Source organism: Pseudarthrobacter sp. NamE2 (genome assembly GCF_005796205.1).
In the GTDB taxonomy this organism is placed as follows: domain Bacteria; phylum Actinomycetota; class Actinomycetes; order Actinomycetales; family Micrococcaceae; genus Arthrobacter.
On sequence record NZ_VAHN01000007.1, the window covers coordinates 63,004 to 83,757 of the forward strand.

Consider the following 20,754-nt stretch of genomic DNA (forward strand, 5'->3'; position numbering starts at 1 on the left):
CAACTGATCTGTAACTGATATATTAGAACTAACGCCATAGTATGTTTCACATCACAGAAGAGTCAATACCGAAACAGGGGAGAGCCTGGAATGAGCCTGATGCTTGACAACCAGCTGACGGCCGGGGGCGAGATCTCGCTCGCGGAGCAGGCCTACCGGCACCTCCGTGACAAGCTGATCATGCTGGACATCCGGCCCGGCGAAGCCATCAATGACGGCAGGCTGGCCGCGGAAATGGGAATCGGGCGGACCCCCGTCCGGGAAGCGCTCAAGCGCCTGGAAAGCGACCACCTCGTGATCTCCTATCCGCGCCGCGGAACGTTCGCCACCATCGTGGACATCACCGAACTGGCCGACGTCTCGGAACTCCGTGAGACCCTTGAACCGCTCGCCGCGCGGCGTGCCGCCAAGGCCGCGTCCCCTGCCGTCCGCGAGGAGTTGCGGGACACTGCGGCGGCGATCGCCACGATGGATGCGACGGACGACCCCTACGCGCTCATGCGGTACGACATGAAGGTGCACCGACTGATCTACCGCGCGGCTGGCAACGCGCACCTTGAAGACGTCCTGATCCGCTACGACAACCTCGCCACCCGCATCTGGTGCATGGTGCTCGAAAAGGTGCCGTCAGTGGCCGGACATATCTCCGAGCACATCGAACTGCTGCAGGCCATCGCGGACGGGGATTCCGAACGCGCCGGCAAACTCGCCTTCGACCACGTCTCCAGCTTCGAAGAGGCCATCCGCAGCGTGCTCTGACGCTCCCGGCAGCTGCTTCGGGCCTGTGTTACCGGCTTACTGCTCCAGCCGCCTGCGCAGCAGGCAGAATTCGTCGCCCTCCGGATCGGCCAGGACGTGCCATGGCTCGTCGCCGGCCTGCCCGACGTCGGCCGGGCGGGCTCCGAGCGCCAGCAGGTCGGGGTCGGCACAGTTCAGGACCAGTTCGCTGATACGGGACACCATGGCGCCAGTGTACGGGGACGGCCCAGCTTTTTGTGACGTGGGATACTTCCGTACGGGTGCCGCTGGATCCGCCGGCGGACCAGGAAAGGGGCCACGGGCATGCAGGAATCGGTCAGCGTGTACGAAGGGACAAGCCGGTATGTCCAGGCGGCACTCTCCCGCGCACGGCAGGCGGGCCTCACCCCGGACCCTGCCTTCGACCAGCGCCTGGACCGGCACCTGCCCCTCCTGGCCGGCCTTTTCGGGTCCTTGTACGGCTCCCGGTCCGACTGGCAGGAGCAGCTGGCGGCACTGGTGGTCCAGAGCGCCCGGTCCTGGCACGACCGGCCGGCCGACCTGAAGGCGCTGGACGCGGAGCGGGAAGGCAGCAGCAGCTGGTTCCAGGCCAACACCATGCTGGGCGGCGTCTGCTACGTGGACCGCTACGCGGAAAACCTGGACGGGGTCCGGGCCAGGATTCCCTACTTCAAGGAGCTCGGGCTCACCTACCTGCACCTCATGCCGCTGTTCCTTGCGCCCGAGCCGCATTCTGACGGCGGCTACGCGGTGTCCAGCTACCGGGAGGTCAACCCCAGGCTGGGCACCATGGAACAGCTGCGCTCATTGGCCGCCGAACTGAGAAGCAACGGGATCAGCCTGGTGGTGGATTTCATCTTCAACCACACCTCGGACGAACATGAGTGGGCGCGGAAGGCGGCTGCCGGTGATCCGGATTTCAGTGACTACTACTGGATTTTCCCGGACCGGACCATGCCGGACGCCTTTGAGCGGAACGTGCGGGAGATCTTCCCGGAGAACCACCCGGGCTCCTTCATCCGGATGGCCGACGGACGCTGGGTCTGGGCCACGTTCCACACCTACCAGTGGGACCTGAACTATTCGAACCCGGAGGTGTTCCGTGCCATGGCCGGCGAGATGCTGTTCCTGGCCAACCAGGGTGTGGAGATACTGCGGATGGATGCAGTGGCGTTCATTTGGAAGCAACTGGGCACGTCCTGCGAAAACCTTCCCGAGGCCCACATCCTGCTGCGGGCGTTCAACGCCGTCTGCCGGCTGGCGGCGCCGTCGCTGCTGTTCAAGTCCGAGGCGATCGTCCACCCCGACGAGGTGGCGCTCTATATCGACCCCGCCGAATGCCAGCTTTCCTACAATCCGCTGCAGATGGCGCTCATCTGGGATTCCCTGGCCACCCGGGACGTCTCACTGCTGGCGCAGGCGCTGAAGCGGCGGCACAGCATTCCCGCGGGAACGTCGTGGGTGAACTACGTCCGCAGCCATGATGACATCGGCTGGACCTTCGCGGACGAGGACGCCGCGGAACTGGGCATCAACGGCTTCGACCACCGCCGCTTCCTCAACTCCTTCTACGTCAACCGGTTCCCCGGCAGCTTCGCCCGCGGCGTCCCCTTCCAGGACAACCCCAGGACCGGTGACTGCCGGATTTCAGGCACGACGGCGTCCCTGTGCGGCATGGAGGTCAACCCGGCCGAGGGGGTGGAACGGATCCTCCTGGCCCACTCGGTTGCCTTCAGCACCGGGGGCATCCCGCTCCTGTACCTGGGCGACGAAGTGGGCCAGGTCAACGACTACAGCTATGCGCAGGAGCCGGGCCACGAGGAGGACAGCCGTTGGGTGCACCGGCCCCGCTTCCCCAAGGAGCAGTACGCCCGGCGCACCGAGCCGGCCACGCCTGAAGGGGCAGTGTTTGCCGGGCTGCAGCGGATGATCAAGGTCCGGTCCGGCACCCCCGAACTGGCAGGGACGCGGCTCATCGATTTTGATACGGGGAACCGCTCGGTCCTGGCGTACCAGCGGCCGGGCAGCAGCGGGGAAGGCTCTCTTATCCTGGCCCTCGCAAACTTCAGCGACTTCGCCCAGGCCCTGCCCGCCGCAACGTTCGGCGGATACTCCCCCGCCGCCGTCGACCTTCTCTCCGAGGCAGCGCTGCAGCTGGACGAAGGCGTCACGCTCCTCCCCCGCCAGTACCTCTGGCTGCGCGTCACTCCCCTCTGACCTCCCCCCACCCAACTAACTCGCACTTAACGTCGTGAAACCGTGTTTTCGCGACGTTAACTGCGACCCAGTTGGGCGGGTGGGGGCGGAGCGTGAAACCATACGGACCATGCCCCAAAAGATTGCGTACCAGGGTGAGCCCGGCGCCAACTCCAATATTGCCTGCCAGCAAATGTTCCCGGACATGGATAGCGTTCCGTGCGCCAGCTTTGAGGACGCGTTCGAGCTGGTGTCCAGCGGCGAGGCGGAGCTGGCCATGATCCCGATCGAGAACTCGATCGCCGGCCGGGTGGCGGATATCCATATCCTGCTGCCGCAGTCCAACCTGCAGATCGTGGGCGAATACTTCCTGCCCATCCACTTCGACCTGCTGGGCATCCCCGGCAGCACCATCGAGGCCGCCACCGAGGTCCACAGCCACATCCACGCCCTGGGCCAGTGCCGCAAGCTGATCCGCGACCATAACCTCAAGCCGGTGATCGCCGGTGATACCGCCGGGTCCGCCCGGGAAGTGGCCGAGTGGAACGATCCCCGCAAGCTGTCCCTCGCTCCCCCGCTGGCCGCCGAGATCTACGGCCTGGAGGTGCTGGCTTCCAGGGTTGAGGACGATCCCTCCAACACCACCCGCTTTGTGGTCCTGGCCCGCGAAGCGGAGCTGCCGGCCCGGGAGGAGCTTCCCGGACCGACCGTCACCAGCTTTGTGTTCCGCGTCCGCAACGTACCGTCCGCCCTGTACAAGGCCCTGGGCGGGTTCGCCACGAACGGCGTGAACATGACCCGGCTGGAGAGCTACATGGTGGGCAACGAGTTCGCGGCCACCATGTTCATGGCCGACGTCGAGGGCCACCCCGAGGACCTGCCGCTGAAGCTGGCCCTGGAGGAACTGGACTTTTTCACCACCGAGGTGCGGATCCTCGGCGTGTACGCCGCGGCGGACTACCGGGCAGCGGCTGCCACGGCCTGAGGCGGTGAGGGTGGCGCGGCCTTCAGGAGCGGGGCGAAGAACGCGCCCAGCTCCGTGGTAGCCGTGAGCGGCAGGACATTCGCGACGTACTGGTCGGGGCGGACCACCACAACGACGCCGTTGCGGTCCAGCCCGCGCAGGTCGAAGATGTCCGCGTTCGGATCCGTGCCGTAGACCTTCTCGTAGTCCGTCAGCTTGAACGGGCCCACCTGCGGCTTGAACACGGGCGGCACCTTGCCAATGTCCAGTCCCGTGTGCGGCTGCTGGTAGACCACCTTCAGATCGAACCAGGCGTCCGGATCAGCGTCCGGCGGCGTTGCGGCCAGCGGCGATTCCGGCGAGGCCGCGAACCACTCAGCGAGCTTGTCCGTGGCTGAGTTCGTGCCCGGCAGCGCGGCGTCTGCGAAGACGTAGATCCGCCAGCGGCCGTCCGCCGTGGCGTGGTGGCCGAGGTGGATGGGGTTGGTGTCGGCCACCCGCACCACCGGCGCCGACTTGAAGCGCTTGCCGATGGGGAATCCGGCCGCCAGGTCCTGATGGTCGTCGCTGCCAATAATCAGGGACGGTGCGTACTGGGTCATGAACCCGGCCGGAAACTCGGCGGTGCGGACGTAGAACTCCTCCAGCTCCGACGGGTCCTCGAACTCCTCGGGCTTCTTGGCCATCATCGCTGACCACTGCTTGTCGAAATCGATCAGGTTCCGGGCCACCACCTGGCGTTCCGCCGAGTACGTGGACAGCAGGCTCTCGGGGCTGCGGCCCTCGAGGACATGGCCCAGCTTCCAGGCGATGTTGAAGCCGTCCTGCATGGACACGTTCATGCCCTGGCCGGCCTTGGCGCTGTGGGTATGGCAGGCATCGCCGGCGATGAAAACGCGGGGTGTGCGGGTGCCGCGGTCCTCCGGCAGGACGTCGTCGAACCTGTCCGTCAGCCGGTGGCCCACCTCGTAGACGCTGTGCCACGCCACGTTCCGGACATCCAGCGTGTAGGGGTGCAGGATGGCATTCGCCTTGGCAATGATCTCGTCGATGGAGGTGTTGCGCACGGCATGGTGGGTGGCAGGATCCACCTCGCCCAGGTCCACGTACATCCGGAACAGGTGCCCGCCTTCACGCGGGATCAGCAGGATGCTGCCCTTTTCTCCCTGGATGGCGCATTTGGTCCGGATATCCGGGAAGTCGGTGACGGCAAGCGCGTCCATCACACCCCAGGCGTGGTTTGCCTGGTCACCGGCCATGGTGCAGCCGATCGCCTGCCGGACCTTGCTCCGCGCACCATCCGCCCCCACCACAAACTTGGCGCGGACGGTCCTCTGCTGCCCTTCGTTCGGCCCCGCCGTGTGCAGGAGGGTCACGGTGACCGGGTACTCGCCGCCGTCCGCGACTTCGAGGCCCTGGAAATCGTAGCCATAATCCGGCTTGAGCCGCGAGGGCGAGTTCGCAGCAAACTCGGCGAAGTAGTCCAGCACGCGGGCCTGGTTCACGATGAGGTGCGGGAACTCGCTGATGCCTGTCTCGTCGTCAACAGCACGGGCGGTACGGATGATATTGGCGTGGTTCGCCGGGTCCGGCTTCCAGAAGGCCATCTCCGTGATCCGGTACGCCTCGGCGATGATCCGCTCCGCGAAGCCGAAGGCCTGGAAGGTTTCGACGCTGCGCGCCTGGATGCCGTCGGCCTGGCCGATAGAAAGCCTTCCCGGCCGGCGCTCGATAATGCGGGTGGTGACGCCGGGGAACATCGACAGTTGCGCGGCGGCCAGCATCCCCGCCGGGCCGGTGCCCACGATGAGCACGTCGACTTCCTCGGGAAGTTCTTCAGGGCGGTTGAGGCCGACGCCGGCGGCCGGCTTGACCCTTGGGTCACCGGATACGTAGCCGTGGTGGTGGAACTGCACGGAATTTCCTCACTTCATTGTGGGTGGCTACCGGCTAGCGTGTTCTATAAAAGAACACCGGATTCGATATTCGAAAGCGCTTGATGTGGCATCCACTGTACGCCCGATGTGACGGACCCGACAAGGGGCCCACATTTCCTGCGCAGCACTGCCGCTGGCCCGTTCGGAGAAGTCGGGCTTGACGAACCCGCGGGACAAGCGAATAGTGATCGTATACGATTTTGTACTTCCTTGGGAGAAGACTTTGGAGCAGGTCAACGAGGACATGCTGGCAGCGGCACGCAAGGTGGTAGCGGTGCATATCAACTACCCCAGTCGGGCTGCGCAGCGCGGACGCACCCCTGCCCAGCCGTCCTATTTCCTCAAGCCGTCCAGCTCCCTTGCGGTGAGCGGCAGCTCGGTGGAACGCCCTGCCGGGTGTGAGCTGCTGGGTTACGAGGGCGAGATTGCCCTGGTGATCGGCAAGGGCGCCCGTCGGGTGGGGATCGAGGACGCGTGGAGCCACGTCGCCGCCGTCACTGCCAGCAACGACCTTGGCGTCTACGACCTGCGGTACGCGGACAAGGGCTCAAACGTCCGGTCCAAGGGCGGGGACGGGTTCACTCCGGTGGGTCCGGCCCTGATCCCGGCGGACGCCGTCGACCCCGCCAGACTGCGCATCCGCACCTGGCACAACGGCGACCTGGTCCAGGACGACACCACCGAAGACCTGCTCTTCCCGTTCGCCCGGCTGGTGGCGGACCTCTCCCAGCTGCTCACCCTTGAGGAGGGGGACATCATCCTCACCGGCACCCCGGCCGGCGCCTCGGTTGCCAAGCCGGGCGACGTCCTCGAAGTTGAGGTGGGTACGGTGGATGGCGGCCTGGCCACCGGGCGGCTGGTGACCACTGTTGAGGAAGGCACGACGCCGTTCGCGGACTTTGGCGCCCGGCCCAAGGTTGATGACCTGCAGCGGGAGGAAGCCTATGGCTCCCGTGAGGCAGCGGGGCTTCCCGCTCCGGCCAGTGCGCTCTCTCCTGAGCTGAAGGCCAAGCTGGAATCCGTGGCGACCGCCACCCTGTCCTCGCAGCTGCGCAAGCGCGGCCTGAACAACGTCAGCATCGATGGGCTGCAGGGCACCCGCCCGGACCGGAAGGTAGTGGGCCTGGCCCGGACCCTGCGCTATGTCCCCAACCGCGAGGACCTCTTCAAGACCCACGGCGGCGGGTTCAACGCCCAAAAAAAGGCCATCGACTCCGTCAATGAGGGCGAAATCCTGGTCATGGAAGCCCGCGGCGAAAAGGGCACCGGCACGGTTGGGGACATTCTCGCCTTGCGCGCCCAGGTCCGCGGCGCCGCTGCCATCATCACCGACGGCGGGGTCCGCGATTACACCGCCGTGGCCGGCCTGGAGATGCCTACCTGGTTCGCGAACCCGCACCCGGCAGTGCTGGGCCGCCGCCACGTGCCGTGGGATACGGACATCACCATCGCCTGCGGCGGAGCCACCGTCCAGCCCGGCGACATCATCGTCGCCGACGCCGACGGGATCCTGGTGATCCCGCCGGCCATCGCCGATGAACTGGCCGATGACTGCATCCGGCAGGAAAAGGAAGAGGTCTTCATCTTCGAGATGGTCAAGCAGGGCAACAGCGTGGACGGTCTCTACCCCATGAACGCCGAATGGCAGGCCAAATACAAGGAATGGGAAGCGGGCAAAACCTATGGCTAAAACCGTGGCCGACATCTCCACCACCCCTGCCGGCAGCAAAGCGGAGCAGGCGTACCGGGCCGTGAAGGCCCGGATTGTCGAGGGCACCTACACCCCCGGCTACCGGCTGGTCCTGGGCACCATCGCCAAGGACCTGGGCTTCAGCGTGGTCCCGGTTCGCGAGGCAATCCGCCGGCTCGAGGCCGAGGGCCTGGTGACATTCGAACGAAACGTCGGCGCCACCGTGGCCGGGATCGACCCCACCGAATACCTCTACACCATGCAGACCCTGAGCATCGTGGAAGGTGCAGCCACGGCGTTGTCGGCGCCGCTGATCGATCCCGCGGCGATCGCGCGGGCGCGGGCGGTGAACGAGGAGATGCGCGAGTGCCTGGACCACTTTGATCCGGTCCGCTTCACCCGGCTCAACCAGGACTTCCACTCGGTCCTGTTCGAGCACTGCCCAAACCCGCACATCCTGGACCTGGTGCACCGCGGCTGGAACCGGCTCGCCTCACTGCGCTCCTCCACGTTCCGCTTCGTCCCCGGCCGCGCCCGGGACTCCGTGGACGAACACGAAAACCTGCTCCAGCTCATCGAAACCGGAGCCGACGCCGACACCATCGAAAAAGCAGCCCGCCGGCACCGGGCCACCACCCTTGACGCCTACCTCGCCCACACCCGTTAGTCAGCACAGCACCAAAAAGGACCTCAACGATGACGACCTCCACCGAAAGCACCACCCACTACGTGCCGCAGGATCTGCCCACGCACATCCAGCACTACATCAACGGCCAGTTCGTTGATTCGGTCTCCGGCAAGACCTTCGACGTGCTGGATCCCGTGTCCAACCGGAACTACGCCACCGCCGCGGCCGGGCAGAAAGAGGACATCGATCTCGCCGTCGCCGCCGCCCGCGAAGCGTTTACCAGCGGCCCCTGGCCGAAAATGAAGCCTCGTGAGCGTGCCCGCATCCTCAACCGGATCGCCGACGCCGTCGAGGCCCAGGAAGCCCGGCTCGCCGAACTCGAGACCTTCGACACCGGCCTGCCGATCACCCAGGCCAAGGGCCAGGCCCTCCGCGCGGCGGAGAACTTCCGCTTCTTCGCGGACCTGATCGTGGCCCAGTTCGACGACGCCATGAAGGTCCCCGGCTCACAGATCAACTACGTGAACCGCAAGCCGATCGGTGTCGCAGGCCTGATCACCCCGTGGAACACCCCGTTCATGCTCGAGTCCTGGAAGCTCGCCCCGGCCCTGGCCACCGGCAACACCGTGGTCCTCAAGCCGGCCGAGTTCACCCCGCTCTCCGCCTCGCTCTGGGCCACCATCTTCAAGGAAGCCGGCCTGCCCGACGGCGTCTTTAACCTGGTCAACGGCCTGGGCGAAGAAGCCGGAGACGCCCTGGTCAAGCACCCGGACGTGCCGCTGATTTCCTTCACCGGCGAGACCACCACCGGCCAAACGATCTTCCGGAACGCCGCCGCCAGCCTCAAGGGCCTGTCCATGGAGCTCGGCGGAAAGTCTCCGTGTGTGGTGTTCGCCGACGCCGACCTGGACGCCGCCATCGACTCGGCCCTGTTCGGTGTCTTCTCCCTCAACGGAGAACGCTGCACCGCCGGCTCCCGGATCCTCGTCGAGCGGGCTATCTACGACGAGTTCTGCGAAAAGTACGCCGCCCGGGCAAAGAACATCGTGGTCGGCGACCCGCACGACCCCAAGACCCAGGTGGGTGCCCTGGTCCACCCCGAGCACTACGAAAAGGTGGCCTCCTACGTGGAGATCGGCAAGTCCGAAGGCCGGCTCCTGGCCGGCGGCGGCCGCCCCGACCACCTGCCCGAAGGCAACTACATCGCACCCACCGTGTTCGCCGACGTCGCCCCCGATGCCCGGATCTTCCAGGAGGAAATCTTCGGACCCGTCGTGGCCATCACCCCGTTCGAGAACGACGACGAGGCCCTCGCCCTGGCGAACAACACCAAGTACGGCCTCGCCGCCTACATCTGGACCCAGAACCTGACCCGCGCGCACAACTTCTCCCAGAACGTCGAAGCCGGAATGGTGTGGCTGAACAGCCACAACGTCCGCGACCTGCGCACCCCGTTCGGCGGCGTCAAGGCCTCCGGACTGGGCCACGAGGGCGGTTACCGCTCCATCGACTTCTACACCGACCAGCAGGCCGTGCACATCACCCTCGGGACTGTCCACACCCCCAAGTTCGGCAGCATCGAAGCGTCCGCAACCAACGAAGGCTAAACCAGGCACCCAAGCCGCCTGCCGCCGTCGTACTTTTCCAAACCTTTCAAAGAAGAGAGACTCCAAATGACCAACTTCGTTCCCACCCCCACCGTCCCGGCTCCGGACATCGTCCGTTGCGCCTACATGGAGATCGTGGTCACCGACCTCGCCAAATCCCGCGGGTTCTACGTGGACGTCCTGGGCCTGCACGTCACCGAGGAAGACGAAAAAGCGATCTACCTGCGCTCCCTGGAGGAGTTCATCCACCACAACCTGGTGCTCCGCGAGGGACCGGTCGCCGCCGTCGCCGCCTTCGCGTACCGGGTGAAGTCCCCCGCGGAGGTGGACGCCGCCGAAGCCTACTACCGCGAACTGGGGTGCAGGGTGGAGCGCCGCAAGGAAGGCTTCACCAAGGGCGTCGGCGACTCCGTCCGCGTCGAGGACCCGCTGGGCTTCCCGTACGAGTTCTTCTACGAGGTGGAGCACGTGGAGCGCCTCACCCAGCGCTACGACCTCTACTCCGCCGGTGAGCTGGTCCGCCTGGACCACTTCAACCAGGTCACCCCGGACGTTCCGCGCGGCCGCAAGTACCTCGAGGACCTGGGCTTCCGCGTCTCCGAGGACATCAAGGACTCCGACGGCGTCACCTACGCCGCCTGGATGCACCGCAAGCAGACCGTCCATGACACCGCGCTGACCGGCGGCAACGGCCCGCGCATGCACCACGTCGCGTTCGCCACCCACGAGAAGCACAACATCATCCAAATCTGCGACAAGATGGGCGCCCTGCGCATCAGCGACCGGATCGAACGTGGCCCCGGCCGGCACGGCGTGTCCAACGCCTTCTACCTCTACATCCTCGACCCGGACGGGCACCGCATAGAGATCTACACCCAGGACTACTACACCGGCGACCCCGACAACCCCACCATCACCTGGGACGTCCATGACAACCAGCGCCGCGACTGGTGGGGCAACCCCGTGGTCCCGTCCTGGTACACCGAAGCCTCCCTGGTCCTGGACCTCGACGGCACCCCGCAACCCGTCATCGAACGCGAGGAGAAGTCCGAGATGGCAGTGACAGTCGGCGCCGACGGCTTCTCCTACACCCGCAAGCCCGAGGACGCGGCAGCAGGCAAAGACGCTGTGGGTTTCAAGCTGGGAGCGCAGGTCTAACCAATGCTCGAGCCGAGGACGATTGAGGCCATCGCCGACGAGCTGCTGGAAGCCGGCAGGACCCGCACCCCTGTCCCGCTGCTGACCGCCCGCTACCCGGACATGACGGTGGAGGACTCCTACGCCGTGCAGCAGTTGTGGCGGCGCCGGAACGAGGAAGCCGGCAGGACCCTGGTGGGGCGGAAAATCGGCCTCACGTCCAAGGCCATGCAGGACGCCACCGGCATCACCGAGCCCGATTATGGCGCCATCTTCGACGACATGGTGCTGGAAACCGGCTGCACCGTGGAATGGGACAAGTACACCCATCCGCGGGTGGAGGTGGAGCTCGCGTTCGTTCTGAAGGACGGGCTCAAAGGCCCCGGCGTCACCATCTTCGACGTCCTGAAGGCCACCGACTACGTGGTCCCGGCCTTGGAGATCCTGGACTCCCGGATTGAGATGAAGGGCCGGACCATCGTGGACACCATCTCGGACAACGCTGCCATGGGTGCCATGATCATTGGCGGCCGCCCGGTAAAGCCCGACGCCGTGGACCTGCGCTGGGTCTCCGCCATCCTCTACAAGAACCAGACAGTGGAAGAGACCGGGGTGGCCGCCGGGGTCCTGGACCATCCGGCCAACGGGGTGCACTGGCTCGCGAACAAGATCGCCGCCCACGGCGACTCGCTCAAAGCCGGGGACATCATCCTCGCCGGGTCCTTCACCCGCCCGCTCTGGGCCTACAAAGGCGACACCGTCCACGCCGACTACGGACCCCTGGGAGCAGTGACATGCCGCTTCGAATAGAAGACACCTTCCGTTCCGCTTTGGCTCAAGCGAACCGGCCGCTGGCCGGGATGTGGGTGTGCTCCGGCAGCCCGCTGGTCGCCGAGATCTGCGCCGGGTCCGGCCTGGATTGGCTGCTGGTGGACGCTGAGCACAGCCCCAACGGACTCGAATCCATCGTCGCCCAGCTCCAGGCCATCTCCGCCTACCCGGTGCACACCATGGTCCGGCCGCCGGTGAACGACACCGTGGTGATCAAACAGTACCTGGACCTGGGCGTGCAGAACCTGCTGCTTCCCATGGTCAACTCCGTCGCCGAAGCCGAGGCCGCGGTGGCCGCCACCCGGTACCCGCCGCAGGGCGTCCGCGGCGTGGGCTCCGCCCTGGCCAGGGCCGCCCGCTGGAACCGCGTCCCGGACTACCTCGCCCGCGCCAACGAAACCATCAGCGTCACCGTTCAGATCGAATCCACTGCGGCCGTTCAGGCTGTGGAGGACATCCTCAAGGTCGACGGGGTGGACGCGGTCTTCATCGGCCCGTCGGACCTCGCCGCGTCCAAGGGGCTGCTTGGCCAGCAGGAACACCACGAGGTGCGCGCCGCCGTCGAACACTGCCTGGAAGCCGCCAGGGCAGCCGGCAAGCCCGCGGGCGTGAACGCCTTCAACCCTGATACGGCTCAGCATTACCTGGACCACGGCGCCAACTTCATCCTGGTTGGCGCCGACGTCGCCCTCCTGGCGAGGGGCTCCGAAGCCCTCGCCGCCCAATATGTGAAGCCGGCCGGCGGCGGCAAACCCAGCTACTGAACCGGGCAGCAGCAACCCCGGTGTCACGCACAGCACGCTTTCCGGCCCACTCCCGGCGACGAAGCCGCGGAAACCCGAGGTTCCGCCGTCGGACATTGTGCAAAAACATGCCCGGCGTGACGCTGCGCAAAACAAAAGCGCCCGCCACCCCTGATACACAGGGATGGCAGGCGCTTTTCAGATGGGTCAGCCAACGCGGGTGTAGCTGATCTCCGTCTTCCCGGCCGGGGCCGCGTGAAGTGTCACGTACGTACCCTGGGCCCTGCTGCCGCTTGCGGACCGGGTTCCGGGCAGTGTGACATAGCTGCCCTGGCTCCGGGGGGCAGCCTCCAAGTGGGCGGGGAGGGTAATGTAGCTGCCCCCGAGAGGGATGCCGGAAGCTGCTGTTGGGCGGACTTCAATGAGCTCGGACTGCAAAGTCATGGTGTTCTCCTGCGTTTCTGGGATGGCGGCGGCGCCGAACGCCCAACACCTGAGCGGCCTGGTGGCAGCAAAAGGCGTGGTATTCGCTGTCGAATGTTCGGTGGGATTGGTTTGCCTGGATCCGGGGAGGATTCACCCGGCGGTTTTTCGAGGGCTTCGCCGGCCTGGTATTAATTCTAGGGCTTAATCTGAGAAGTTCACAATAAGGTGGTCAATGTCACGGCAGGATGGACCGGGAACCCGGCATCCCGTCCCGCAGTGCCGGGCTCCCGATGCTGTTGGGGATTACCCCATGGCCGGGGCGGCGGTGGTCCGACCTGCGAACTGGCGGCGGGCCCAGCGGGCCAGCTTCTTGCCCTTGCCCTTCCACCAGTTGTCCTCGTCCTTGTCGTGGTGCAGCCGGAAGATGATCGCCACGAGCACGAACATCCCCATGACCACGTCCACCCAGGACGCCACCACCAGGGCAATAAGCACGGTAATGCCGTTGGCAATGATGGACGGGACGGCAAGGGTGCGGAAGACCGTGCTGGCCACGTAGCGGCGGTGCGACCGTGGCACGGACAGCGCGCGGACCATGTCGAAGCAGACGCACACCACCACGATGGTCTGCCCGATCGCCAACAGCACCTGGCCAGGGACGGAGCCGCTGAACGCGGCCACTGCCTCCATTCCCGGGCTCACGGCCGGGCCTTGCGTTGAGAACCACACATGGAAAACCCCCAGAAACTTGGAACCACTGCTGATCCAGCGGTGGTTCCATTGAAGTTTCCGGGGGTTCAAGAGACACGAGTAGCGGGTACTCGAATTTTTGCCGGCCCGTTGGCGGAGTACTTATTGCCCGATCGCCCGGGGCCGCCAGAGCACCACGGCCTGGGACCTTGGGCGGGGGCGCTGGCCGCGGGCAAGGCTCACCACATCACCTGCCGCGCCTGCGGCGAAGATGCGGGAGTCGAAAGGCTTCGGCCGGCGTTCGAGTTCCTCCGTCAGTTCTGACACGCGCTGCTGCAGGGCCGCCACCTGGTTCTCGAGTTCCAGGATGCGCTTGATCCCTTCCAGCGAGACGCCTTCCTGGGACAGCCGCTGCACCTCGCGGAGCATGTTGACGTCCCGTTGGGAGTACCGGCGCGATTTCCCGGGCGCCCGGCTGGGCCTGACGATGCCCAGCCGGTCGTACTGGCGGAGGGTCTGGGGGTGCATGTCGGCCAGCTCGGCCGCCACGGAAATCACGAAGATCGGCTGGTCAGCGTTGATGTCCACGGCACACCTTCCCTGCTAGAGCCGGGCCTTGGCGGCAAGGCCCTCCCGGACGTCGGCGCCGGACGTCGCCTCGGCGAAGGCCTTGACGGCAGCCTCGGCTTCCTTGTTCAGGTTCTTGGGAACGGCGACGTCGATGGTCACCAGCAGGTCGCCAGTGGCCTTCGAGGTCTTCACGCCTTTGCCCTTGACCCGGAGGGTACGGCCCGACGGCGTCCCGGCCGGAACGCGGACCCGCACCTTTTCGCCGTCGATGGTGGGCACCTCGATGTCGGCGCCCAGCGCAGCCTCGGGAAAGGTGACGGGGACGTGGATGCGGAGGTTGTCGCCGTCGCGCGTGTAAAAGGGATGGGGCTGGACCGAGACGGACACCACCAGGTCGCCGTTGCCGGCCGCGCCGGCCTGGCCCTTGCCGCGGACACGCACCTTCTGCCCATCCTTGATGCCGGCGGGAATGCGGACGTCGATGACGTCACCGCTGGGCTCGCGCAGGCCAATGGTGGTGCCGCGGATGGCGCCGGCGAACGAAATGCTGGTGGTCGCGGTGCGGTCCGCGCCTTTCTGCGGTCCACGCTGGAAGCCGGTCTGCCCGAAGCCGCCGCCAAAGAGGTCGGCGAACTCCGGCGGGATGCCGCCCGCGGAGGGGTTGAACCCGCCGGCGTGGCGGCCGGTGTTGCCCGTGAACAGGCCGCCGAACAGGTCCTCGAACCCGCCGTTGCCGGCACCGGCGCTGCCGGGAGCAAAACGGGCACCGCTGCCCATGGCGCGGATGGCGTCGTACTGCTGGCGCTCGTCGGGATCCGAGAGCACCGAATAGGCCTCGGAGATGTCCTTGAACTTCTTTTCGGAAGCGGTGTTCCCCGGATTCTTGTCAGGGTGGTGCTCGCGGGCCAGCTTCCGGTAAGCCTTCTTGATATCGGCGTCGGAAGCGTCCTTGGCAACACCAAGGATCTTGTAAAAGTCCTTGTCTACCCAATCCTGGCTAGCCAATGGCGTTTCCTTTCAAAAGTTATGGATCGGTGGTTGAGCTTGCCGAAACCGGGTTTCGACAAGCTCAACAGCCGAGGTAATGCTACGCAGGTACCGCGACGATGACCTGTGCTGCGCGGAGGACGCGTTCGCCTGACTTGTAGCCGGAGCGGAGCACCTGGCTGACGGTGTCAACCTCGATGTCCTCGCCGGGCTGCTGGATCAGGGCCTCGTGGATGGTCGGATCGAACTCCACGCCGGTTTCGTCGATGCGGACCAGGCCGTAGGTCTTCAGCGCGTTCTCCAGCTTGGTGGCGATCGCGGCGAAGGGTCCATCGGCGAGGTCGCCGTGCTGCCGGGCGGCGTCGACGTCGTCCAGCACCGGCAGCAGGGAGTTCAGGACGCCGATGACGGCCATTTCCCCAGCGACGGCGCGGTCGCGTTCAACGCGCTTGCGGTAGTTGACGTACTCTGCCTGCAGGCGGAGGAGGTCGTTCTTAAGCTCGGCTGCCTCGGCGCTGGAGGTACCCTGGGCCACGGATTCCGCCGCGGGCACGTCCATGCCGTTGAGGATCTCCTCGGCCTGGGCGAGCGCGTCGCCGTCGGAATCCGCGTCGGCCTCCGGAGCAGTCTGGCCGCCCTCCGGGTGCCGGGCCTGGCCGGTCACCGGATCAACCTTGCGGTTGTCCCGGATGACCGGTTCCTGGCCGTTGGCCTTCCCCTCCTGGTTCGCGGATGAGATGTGCTCTTCCTCGTTACCGTGGTGCGGCATGGTTACTTCTTCGCTTCGTCTTCGTCGATGATTTCGGCGTCGACGATGTCCTCGTCAGCCTTGGCACCCGCGCCGGCTGCGCCGTCGGCACCTGCAGCACCGGTGGCGCCGTCGGGCGAACCGGCCTGGGCGTAGATGGCCTCGCCCAGCTTGGTCTGGGAAGCCTGCAGCTTCTCGAAGGCGGACTTCACAGCGGCGTCGTCGGTGCCTTCCAGGGCCTTCTTGAGGTCGTCGACGTCGGCCTGGACCTCGGTCTTGACCTCTTCGGGCAGCTTGTCGGCGTTGTCGGCGATCAGCTTGTCCACGGAGTAGGCGAGCTGCTCGGCGCTGTTGCGGGTGTCGGTTGCCTCGCGGCGGGCCTTGTCCTCGGCTGCGTGCTCCTCGGCGTCCCGGACCATGCGGTCGATGTCCTCCTTGGAGAGGGCGGTGCCGCCGGTGATGGTCATGGACTGTTCCTTGCCCGTGCCCTTGTCCTTTGCGGACACGTGGACGATGCCGTTGGCGTCGATGTCGAAGGTGACCTCGATCTGCGGGATGCCACGCGGGGCCGGTGCGATGCCGGTCAGTTCGAACGTGCCCAGCGGCTTGTTGTCGCGGGTGAACTCGCGCTCGCCCTGGAAGACCTGGATGGCCACGGACGGCTGGTTGTCGTCTGCCGTGGTGAAGGTTTCGGACCGCTTGGTGGGGATGGCCGTGTTGCGCTCGATCAGGTGCGTCATCACGCCGCCCTTGGTTTCGATGCCGAGGGACAGCGGGGTGACGTCGATGAGGAGGACGTCCTTGCGCTCACCCTTCAGAACACCTGCCTGCAGGGCTGCACCAACGGCCACAACCTCGTCCGGGTTGACGCCCTTGTTCGGCTCCTTGCCGCCGGCCAGTTCCTTGACCAGCTCGGAGACGGCGGGCATACGGGTGGAACCACCCACCAGCACGATGTGGTTGATGTCGGACAGCTTGATGCCGGCTTCCTTGATGACGTCGTGGAACGGCTTCTTGGTGCGCTCGAGCAGGTCCTTGGTGAGGTCCTGGAACTTGGCGCGGGTCAGCTGCTCGTCCAGGTGGACCGGGCCGTCGGGGGTGACGGACAGGTACTGGAGCGACACGTTGGTGCTGGTGGAGGAGGACAGTTCCTTCTTGGCCTGCTCGGCTGCTTCGCGGAGGCGCTGCAGGGCGATCTTGTCCTTGGAGAGGTCGATGCCCTTGACCTTGAGCTGGTTCAGCAGGTATTCAACGATGCGCTGGTCCCAGTCGTCGCCGCCGAGGCGGTTGTCACCGGCGGTGGCGCGGACCTGGATGGTGGAAAAGTTGTCTTCGTCCTTGCCGACTTCCAGCAGGGAGACGTCGAAGGTACCGCCGCCCAGGTCGAAGACCAGGATGAGTTCGTCTTCCTTGCCCTTGTCCAGGCCGTAGGCGAGTGCCGCGGCGGTGGGCTCGTTGACGATGCGCAGGACGTTCAGGCCTGCGATTTCGCCGGCTTCCTTGGTGGCCTGGCGCTCGGCGTCGTTGAAGTACGCCGGGACGGTGATGACGGCGTCGGTGACCTTTTCGCCCAGGTAGGACTCGGCGTCGTTCTTCAGCTTCATGAGGATACGCGCGGAGATTTCCTGCGGCGTGTACTTCTTGGCGTCGATGTCCACCTTCCAGTCGGTGCCCATGTGGCGCTTGACGGAAGCGATGGTGCGCTCGATGTTGTTGACGGCCTGGCGCTTGGCGATTTCGCCGACCAGGACTTCGCCGGACTTGGAGAATGCAACAACCGACGGCGTGGTGCGGCCACCCTCGGCGTTGGCAATAACGGTGGGCTCGCCACCTTCGAGAACGGAGACGACGGAGTTGGTGGTTCCGAGGTCGATACCTACTGCACGTGACATGTGTTGCTTCCTTCTTTCCTTGGAAACTTGGGTGCGCCCGCTAATTGAGCGTTCTGCACTCAACTCTACTCACGCCGGAATAGATGTCAATCCAAAGTTGAGTCGAGTACGCTCAACTTCTTCGTTTGGACACTGAAACCCACCTCGACTTCCTTGTGTTGGCGCGGCCCAAAGGCAAAAGAAAGCCCGACGGCGGTTCTCCGTTTCGCTGTGGGAGAACCTGCCGCCGGGCTGCTTTTGCCGCGTCCGGCCTACCTTTCAGCGTCCGGGCCACCGTGCAGCGGGCCGCGCTCGTCGGCTGTGGTGTTGACCTGGCCGTCGGTCAAGCGCTCGCGGATGCCGTCCTCCGCTCGCGCTTCTCCGCCGGCACCTGCGTCGCCGTAGTCGCCGTCCGGATATTCGCCGTCCTCGAGGTTTGCGGCAGGGGATTCGACGGAACCGGCATCGCCGTAATCGCCGTCAACGTACTGGCCTCCCTCGCCTTCAAGGCCGGGGGCGCTGCTGCCCCTCCGCGCCTCTTCGCCGGGGATTTCGGGATTCTCAGTCATAAGGCATCTCTCCTTTGAGTTCCGCGTCCGTCCGGGCGCACAGGCAGTCTATCCACCAGCAAGTCGAGTCAACAGAGGGACTTTTGCCACGAAGCCTGAGCTACCGTCCGCTGGGAACCACTGCGACCTCCCGGTCAGCGGCGCCCCGGACCTCCGAAGAAACGCCAGGCCTGGCGGGCTTGCCGGGCCACCAGATCTTCGGCCCGATGTCGTAGGCCAGCGCCGGCACCAGCAGCGAGCGCACCAGGACGGTGTCCAGCAGGACGCCGAAGGCCACGATGAAGGCCAGCTGCACCAGGAACATGATGGGAATGACGCCCAGCGCGGCGAACGTGGCGGCCAGCACTACGCCGGCGGACGTGATCACCCCGCCGGTCACGCCCAGGCCGCGGAGGATGCCCGGCCGGGTGCCGTGCTGCAGGGACTCCTCGCGGACGCGGCTCATCAGGAAGATGTTGTAGTCCACGCCCAGGGCAACCAGGAAGACGAACCCGAACAGCGGAACGGTGGCGTCGGCGCCCGGGAAACCCAGGACGTTGTTGAAGACCAGCGCGGAAACTCCCATGGCCGCGGCGTAGGACAGCACCACCGAGAGCACCAGCAGGACCGGCGCCACGACGGACCGCAGCAACAGCATCAGGATAAAGAGGATCACCCCCAGGACCACGGGGATGATGATCACCAGGTCGCGCTGGGCCGTGGTGTTGGTGTCCAGGGCCGTTGCCGTGACACCGCCCACCAGCGCCCCCGCTGACTCTTTGAGCACCCAAAATGACAGTTAGGGCTGCATTGTTAGGGGTAGCGTTTGGTTATGAGTGCGCAGCAGCCTGAAGAAGATGTCTATACGCATGGCCACCACGAGTCGGTGGTCCGCGCCCATGCCGCCAGGACCGCCGAGAATTCCGCCGCGTTTGTCCTGCCGCACCTGACCCCGGGCGCGGACCTGCTCGACGTCGGCTGCGGTCCCGGGACCATCACCTGCGACTTCGCCGCCCTCGTAAACCCCGGCAGGGTTACAGGCCTGGACCGCTCGCCGGACATCATCGCCCAGGCCAAGGAACTCGCCGTCGAACGTGAAGTCTCCAACGTCGAATTCATGGCGGGGAACATCTACGGCCTGGAGTTCGAGGACGAGACGTTCGACGTCGTCCATGCCCACCAGGTACTGCAGCACCTCACCGACCCCGTCGAAGCCCTGCGCGAGATGCGCCGCGTTGCAAAGGCGGGCGGCATCGTTGCCGTCCGCGACGCCGACTTCCATGGCATGAGCTGGTACCCGGCAATTCCCGAGCTAGATGAGTGGATGGAGCTGTACCAGCGCATCGCGCGGCGCAACGGAGCAGAGCCCGACGCCGGGCGGCGGCTGGTCAGCTGGGTCCAGTCAGCGGGTTTCACGGATGTTGCACCCACCAGCAGCAACTGGCTTTACGCCACGGGGCAGCAGCGGCGCTGGCAGGCAAGGGTTTGGGGCGAGCGGGTTTTGCACTCCGCCTTCGCGGAGCAGGCGCTGGAGTACGGGTTCGCAAGCCCGGCCGACCTCGCCCGCATGTCCGCCGGATGGCACCGCTGGGGCTCCACCGACGACGGCTGGTTCCTGATCCCCAACGGCGAGGTCGTCGCTCGGGCCTAGCCTCCCCCGGCTCCAGGGGTTCAGCCGGCGTCAAACCTTGCGCCGCGCCGGCACTAGGATGTTTGGGTGCAGTTCTCCCTTTGGCTGGCCTTGGCCGGCGCCGGCGCCCTGATCAGTTTCACCCCGGGCGCGGGAGCCATCAACACCATGAGCAACTCGCTCAATGCCGGCTTCCGCCGCTCCATCTGGGGAATCCTGGGGCAGCAGGCAGCCTTGGTGCTGCACGTGGTGATCGTGGCGCTGGGCGTGGGCGTCCTAGTGGCCAGCTCGCCGGCTGTGTTCAACGTGATCAGGTACGCCGGTGCCGCCTACCTGATCTACCTGGGCATCCGGCAGTTCCTCAGCAACCCGAACGTGGAAGAGGACCAAGCGGCAGCGCGGCAGAATGAGCCGGCCTGGTCAATTTTCAGGCGGGGCTTCTGGGTCAATCTGCTGAACCCCAAAGCCATCGTCTTCTTCCTCGCCTTCACTCCGCAGTTCATCCGGCCCGGGCAGCCGCTCTTTCCGCAGTACGCAGTGCTGACTGCCACTATCGTGGCCATCGACATCCTGGTGATGTGGTTCTTCTTTGCCGCCGCGGCCCGATCCTTCCAGCGCTTCACCCAGACGCCCCGGGGCCAACTGGTACTCAGCAAGGTGTTCGGGGTGCTGTTCGTCGCCGTGGGCATCCTGCTGGCACTGATGCACTGACACGGCTTGGCATGTACAAACGTTCAAACCCTGCTACATACCCCTTCGCCGGGGAAGTCATGCATTTTTACAAAACAGTCA

General features: G+C 65.8%; 19 protein-coding genes and 2 pseudogenes. 11 read left to right on the forward strand and 10 right to left on the reverse strand.

The annotated features are described in order from the left end of the window. The first annotated feature begins 99 nt into the window (after positions 1 to 99). Positions 100 to 759, forward strand: a complete 660-nt coding sequence (locus FDW83_RS10050; RefSeq protein WP_138138078.1) for a GntR family transcriptional regulator — start codon at positions 100 to 102, stop codon at positions 757 to 759. A gap of 36 nt (positions 760 to 795) precedes the next feature. Here the strand turns inward: FDW83_RS10050 and FDW83_RS19150 are convergent. Beyond that, positions 796 to 915, reverse strand: a pseudogene (locus FDW83_RS19150) (VOC family protein); the annotation flags it as partial. Between the two features lie 147 nt (positions 916 to 1,062). Here FDW83_RS19150 and FDW83_RS10055 point away from each other — a divergent pair. Continuing rightward, entirely contained in the window at positions 1,063 to 2,976 is a 1,914-nt protein-coding gene (locus FDW83_RS10055; RefSeq protein ID WP_138137958.1) for an amylosucrase, read from the forward strand. 109 nt (positions 2,977 to 3,085) lie between these two features. Then, complete coding sequence (locus FDW83_RS10060; RefSeq protein WP_138137959.1) at positions 3,086 to 3,940, forward strand: prephenate dehydratase; 855 nt, start codon at positions 3,086 to 3,088, stop codon at positions 3,938 to 3,940. Here FDW83_RS10060 and FDW83_RS10065 read toward each other — a convergent pair. Further along, entirely contained in the window at positions 3,913 to 5,835 is a 1,923-nt protein-coding gene (locus FDW83_RS10065) for an FAD-binding monooxygenase (protein ID WP_138137960.1), read from the reverse strand. The two genes, FDW83_RS10060 and FDW83_RS10065, sit on opposite strands and share 28 nt — an antisense overlap. 265 nt (positions 5,836 to 6,100) lie before the next feature. Here FDW83_RS10065 and FDW83_RS10070 point away from each other — a divergent pair, with 265 nt between their 5' ends. The 6 genes from FDW83_RS10070 (at position 6,101) to FDW83_RS10095 (ending at position 12,513) form a co-directional block, all read left to right on the forward strand. Then, positions 6,101 to 7,546, forward strand: a complete 1,446-nt coding sequence (locus FDW83_RS10070) for a fumarylacetoacetate hydrolase family protein (RefSeq protein WP_240720951.1) — start codon at positions 6,101 to 6,103, stop codon at positions 7,544 to 7,546. Then, entirely contained in the window at positions 7,539 to 8,213 is a 675-nt protein-coding gene (locus tag FDW83_RS10075; protein ID WP_138137962.1) for a GntR family transcriptional regulator, read from the forward strand. Before FDW83_RS10070 ends, FDW83_RS10075 begins: the two co-directional genes overlap by 8 nt. A 29-nt stretch (positions 8,214 to 8,242) precedes the next feature. After that, positions 8,243 to 9,781 carry a 5-carboxymethyl-2-hydroxymuconate semialdehyde dehydrogenase gene (gene hpaE / locus FDW83_RS10080; RefSeq protein WP_138137963.1) on the forward strand — a complete coding sequence of 513 codons (1,539 nt, stop codon included), beginning with the start codon at positions 8,243 to 8,245 and terminating at the stop codon, positions 9,779 to 9,781. Between the two features lie 66 nt (positions 9,782 to 9,847). Continuing rightward, on the forward strand, positions 9,848 to 10,939 hold the full coding sequence (hpaD, locus tag FDW83_RS10085; protein ID WP_138137964.1) for a 3,4-dihydroxyphenylacetate 2,3-dioxygenase: 1,092 nt from the start codon (positions 9,848 to 9,850) through the stop codon (positions 10,937 to 10,939). Between the two features lie 3 nt (positions 10,940 to 10,942). Beyond that, a complete protein-coding gene (hpaH, locus tag FDW83_RS10090; RefSeq protein WP_138137965.1) occupies positions 10,943 to 11,728 on the forward strand; it encodes a 2-oxo-hept-4-ene-1,7-dioate hydratase in 786 nt (261 codons plus the stop codon). Next, positions 11,713 to 12,513 carry an HpcH/HpaI aldolase/citrate lyase family protein gene (locus FDW83_RS10095; RefSeq protein WP_171027527.1) on the forward strand — a complete coding sequence of 267 codons (801 nt, stop codon included), beginning with the start codon at positions 11,713 to 11,715 and terminating at the stop codon, positions 12,511 to 12,513. The genes hpaH and FDW83_RS10095 overlap by 16 nt, the downstream gene beginning before the upstream one ends. Positions 12,514 to 12,699: 186 nt before the next feature. Here FDW83_RS10095 and FDW83_RS10100 read toward each other — a convergent pair whose 3' ends face one another. The 8 genes and pseudogenes from FDW83_RS10100 to FDW83_RS10135 all read right to left on the reverse strand — a co-directional run. After that, on the reverse strand, positions 12,700 to 12,936 hold the full coding sequence (locus FDW83_RS10100) for a hypothetical protein (RefSeq protein WP_138137966.1): 237 nt from the start codon (positions 12,934 to 12,936) through the stop codon (positions 12,700 to 12,702). Positions 12,937 to 13,221: 285 nt separating this feature from the next. Further along, positions 13,222 to 13,608, reverse strand: a complete 387-nt coding sequence (locus FDW83_RS10105; protein ID WP_138138080.1) for a hypothetical protein — start codon at positions 13,606 to 13,608, stop codon at positions 13,222 to 13,224. A 162-nt stretch (positions 13,609 to 13,770) separates the two neighbouring features. Continuing rightward, positions 13,771 to 14,196 carry a heat shock protein transcriptional repressor HspR gene (locus tag FDW83_RS10110; RefSeq protein WP_138137967.1) on the reverse strand — a complete coding sequence of 142 codons (426 nt, stop codon included), beginning with the start codon at positions 14,194 to 14,196 and terminating at the stop codon, positions 13,771 to 13,773. A 15-nt stretch (positions 14,197 to 14,211) separates the two neighbouring features. Beyond that, positions 14,212 to 15,183 carry a DnaJ C-terminal domain-containing protein gene (locus FDW83_RS10115; protein ID WP_138137968.1) on the reverse strand — a complete coding sequence of 324 codons (972 nt, stop codon included), beginning with the start codon at positions 15,181 to 15,183 and terminating at the stop codon, positions 14,212 to 14,214. 82 nt (positions 15,184 to 15,265) lie between these two features. After that, a complete protein-coding gene (locus FDW83_RS10120; RefSeq protein ID WP_138137969.1) occupies positions 15,266 to 15,934 on the reverse strand; it encodes a nucleotide exchange factor GrpE in 669 nt (222 codons plus the stop codon). A gap of 2 nt (positions 15,935 to 15,936) precedes the next feature. Next, positions 15,937 to 17,805, reverse strand: a complete 1,869-nt coding sequence (dnaK, locus tag FDW83_RS10125) for a molecular chaperone DnaK (protein ID WP_138137970.1) — start codon at positions 17,803 to 17,805, stop codon at positions 15,937 to 15,939. A gap of 251 nt (positions 17,806 to 18,056) precedes the next feature. Then, positions 18,057 to 18,353 (reverse strand): hypothetical protein, encoded by a 297-nt coding sequence (locus tag FDW83_RS10130; protein ID WP_138137971.1) that lies wholly within the window; start codon positions 18,351 to 18,353, stop codon positions 18,057 to 18,059. 100 nt (positions 18,354 to 18,453) lie between these two features. Further along, positions 18,454 to 19,104: pseudogene (locus tag FDW83_RS10135) on the reverse strand (MMPL family transporter); the annotation flags it as partial. 60 nt (positions 19,105 to 19,164) lie between these two features. Here FDW83_RS10135 and FDW83_RS10140 point away from each other — a divergent pair. After that, positions 19,165 to 19,983: a methyltransferase domain-containing protein gene (locus FDW83_RS10140; protein ID WP_138137972.1), complete on the forward strand. Its 819-nt coding sequence runs from the start codon at positions 19,165 to 19,167 to the stop codon at positions 19,981 to 19,983. Between the two features lie 66 nt (positions 19,984 to 20,049). Next, positions 20,050 to 20,673, forward strand: coding sequence for a LysE family transporter (locus tag FDW83_RS10145; protein WP_138137973.1), 624 nt, complete (start codon positions 20,050 to 20,052; stop codon positions 20,671 to 20,673). Positions 20,674 to 20,754 lie beyond the last annotated feature (81 nt).